Origin of the sequence: Nocardioides sp. (assembly GCF_036401255.1) — a bacterium.
Lineage (GTDB): Bacteria > Actinomycetota > Actinomycetes > Propionibacteriales > Nocardioidaceae > Nocardioides.
The window spans coordinates 1-3,083 of record NZ_DASWVI010000270.1 but is presented as its reverse complement, the minus strand read 5'-3'; the positions used below and the strand labels follow the sequence as shown (position 1 = coordinate 3,083).

At 71.7% G+C, this 3,083-nt stretch carries 3 protein-coding genes and 1 pseudogene; 1 reads left to right on the top strand and 3 read right to left on the bottom strand.

The features are described 5' to 3' along the window. Window positions 1-511 (top strand): SDR family oxidoreductase (locus tag VGD85_RS12520; protein WP_331063775.1); only part of this gene is annotated, 511 nt, incomplete at its 5' end. A 13-nt stretch (window positions 512-524) separates the two neighbouring features. Here the strand turns inward: VGD85_RS12520 and VGD85_RS12515 are convergent. From VGD85_RS12515 to VGD85_RS12505, 3 genes and pseudogenes are all read right to left on the bottom strand, one after another. After that, complete coding sequence (locus VGD85_RS12515) at window positions 525-1,502, bottom strand: IS481 family transposase (protein WP_331063774.1); 978 nt, start codon at window positions 1,500-1,502, stop codon at window positions 525-527. 92 nt (window positions 1,503-1,594) lie between these two features. Continuing rightward, window positions 1,595-2,584 (bottom strand): aldo/keto reductase, encoded by a 990-nt coding sequence (locus tag VGD85_RS12510; protein ID WP_331063773.1) that lies wholly within the window; start codon window positions 2,582-2,584, stop codon window positions 1,595-1,597. Between the two features lie 62 nt (window positions 2,585-2,646). Then, window positions 2,647-3,083: pseudogene (locus tag VGD85_RS12505) on the bottom strand (transcriptional regulator); the annotation flags it as partial.

Below are 3,083 nucleotides of genomic sequence, written 5' to 3'. Positions count from 1 at the left end.
CGAGCTCGGCGGCATCGACGTGCTCGTCAACAACGCGGCGTACCAGATGGCGCAGGAGGACGGCCTGCTCGGCATCACCACGGAGCAGCTCGACCGGGTCTTCAAGACCAACCTGTACGCGATGTTCTGGATCACCAAGGCCGCCGTGCCGCACCTGCAGCCCGGCGCGTCGATCATCAACACCAGCTCGATCCAGGCGGAGCAGCCGAGCCCTCAGCTGCTCGACTACGCCACGACGAAGGCGGGCATCCTCAACTTCACGCGCGGCCTCGCGCAGCAGCTCGGCGAGAAGGGCATCCGCGTCAACGCCGTGTGCCCGGGCCCGATCTGGACGCCGCTCATCCCCGCGACGATGGACCCCGAGAAGGTCGACCAGTTCGGCGCCGACACGCCCCTCGGACGGGCGGGCCAGCCCGCGGAGCTCGCCCCCGCCTACGTGTTCCTCGCGTCGCAGGAGTCGAGCTACGTGAGCGGGGACTACATCGCGGTGACGGGCGGCAAGCCGCTCTGACGCCGGACGGCCGCTAGATGTACTGACCCGCAGCGTTGTTGACGCGGTCGATGGGTCGTAGGCCGCCGATGCCGAGGTGGGGTCGGTCCAGGTTGTAGCGGTCGAGCCAGTCGGGCAAGACGGCGGCGCGTTCGGCATTGGTGGTGAAGACGCGTGAGTATGCCCACTCGGCGGCGAGGGTGCGGTTGAGTCGCTCGACCTTGCCGTTGGTCCACGGGCAGTAGGGCCGGATCAGCTTCAGGCGGATGCCGAGTTGCTCGGCCGTCTCGAGGAAGTCCCGGGAGATTCGGTAGTTCCTGGCGTTGTCGCTGATCACGCGCTCGACCGTGATGCCGTGAGAGGCGTAGAACGCCGCTGCACGGGTCAGGAACCCTGCGCAGGTCGTGCCTTTCTCGTCGTTGTGGATCTCGGCGTAGGCCAGCCGGGAGTGGTCGTCGATCGCGGTGTGGATGTAGTCGTAGCCGACCCCGCGGCGGCGGTCTCGTCGACCGTCGGCTCGGCCCAGTGCCCGATGCCCGCCGCCGTCCGGGATGCGCCCGAGCTTCTTGACGTCGATGTGGACCAGCGAGCCGGGATAGGCGTGCTCGTAGCGGTGCGGTGAGCGCCGCGAGGCACGAATCGGCAGGCCGGTCAGGGGGTCGCACTCGCGCAGCAGGGGTGCGCCGTGACGGGCCAGGACGCGCCCGACCGTGGAGGCGGGAAGACCCAGGTGATAGCCGATCCAGACCGGCCCTCGCCGCGAGAGCATCCGAGCGATCCGCACCCGGGTCTCCACGCATGCGGGCGTGCGACGCGGATGGGTGCGTGCGCAGCTCGGCCGGTCCACCAGGCCTGCGCGGCCCTCGATCCGAAATCGGCGCCACCACCGCCACGCGGTCGTGCGCGAGACGCCCATCTCGGCGGCGACGTGGGCGACCGGGCGGCCAGCCGCGATGCGCTGGACCATCACGAACCTGCCGGCAGGTGTCAGCCGGGCATTAGCGTGAGACACGAGAGACCTCCGTGGTCCGAGTCGGTTCCTAGACAGCTCCAACTCGACCCGGAGGTCTCTCGCTACGTCAACAACGGTCTTGGTCTGTACAGCTAGAGGCCGACCATGGACATCCCGGCGGCGTCGTAGCGGTCGCCGGCGACGCCCACGGTCGCGGCGAGCGCGTCGAGCGAGGCGCGCTCGTCGGCCGAGAGACCGACGGAGGTCGCCCCCGCGTTCTCCGCCACCCGGGACAGGCGCCGCGTCCCGGGGATCGGCACGACCCACGGCTGCTGGGCGAGCAGCCACGCGAGCGCGACCTGTCCCGGCGTCGCGCCCTTCTCCTCGGCGAGCGCCCGCACGTGCGCGACGAGGGCAGCGTTCGCGTCCCGGTTCTCGGGCGTGAAGCGGGGGACGCGGCGACGGATGTCCCCCTCGGCGAACGCGGTGCTCGCGTCCACGGTCCCGGTGAGGAACCCCTTGCCGAGCGGGCTGAACGGCACGAACCCGATGCCGAGCTCCGCGCACGTCGGCAGCACCTGCGGCTCCGGGTCGCGCGTCCACAGCGAGTACTCGGACTGCACGGCCGTGACGGGGTGCACCGCGTGCGCGCGCCGGATCGTCGCGGCCCCGGCCTCGGACAGCCCGAGGTGGCGCACCTTGCCCTCCGCGACGAGCTCGCCGACCGTGCCCGCGACGTCCTCGATCGGCACCTGCGGGTCGACGCGGTGCTGGTAGAAGAGGTCGATGACGTCGGTGCGCAGTCGCCGCAGCGACTCCTCGGCGACGCGCCGGATGCGCTCCGGCCGGCTGTCGGTGGCCGACCACGAGCCGTCGGGCCGGATGTCCCAGCCGAACTTCGTCGCGATCACGACCTGGTCCCGCACCGGCACGAGGGCGTCGCCGACGAGCTCCTCGTTGACGTACGGGCCGTAGACCTCGGCGGTGTCGACGAACGTGACGCCGAGGTCGACCGCGCCGCGCAGCACGGCGACCATGTCCTCGCGCGTGCCGGGGTTGGGGCCGTAACTCATGGACATGCCCATGGCACCGAGGCCGACGGCGGAGACGTGCAGGCCCTGCCCGAGGGTGCGGGTGTGCATGGTGGTGCCTTTCCGGGAGTGGCGGTCTCGACAGCGGGTCCGGGCCCAGGAGCCCGGACGGGTCAGGACGGGTTCGGGGTCGGGGCGACGGTCGCCGCCCAGCTCGCAAGGAGGCGGAGGGCGTCGGCGCTCGGCGTCGCAGGCTCGGCCGTGTAGACGAGCATCGTCAGGCCGGGTGCCTGCGCGACCGGCAGCACGTCGTAGAGCAGGTCGAGCCGCCCGACGACGGGATGGTGGATGCGCTTGCTGCCGCCGCGGTGCTCGTGCACGTCGTGCCGGGCCCAGCGGTCGCGGAACTCGGTGCTGCGGGTCGACAGCTCGCCGACGAGGTCGTGGACGGCCTGGTCGTGCCGGCGCGTGGCCGCGACCACGCGGAGCATCCCGACGGTGTCGGCCGCAGCCTTCTCCCAGTCGACCCAGAAGTCCTGTGAGGCGGGGTCGAGGAACACGAACCGCGCGTGGTTGGGGGCGCGGCCGCCGGCGGTCGACGGGCCGTCGA

Coding starts and splice junctions, on each gene's coding strand:
- VGD85_RS12510 (WP_331063773.1), bottom strand. CDS start 2,584: ATGCACACCCGCACCCTCGGGCAGGGCCTGCACGTCTCCGCCGTCGGC.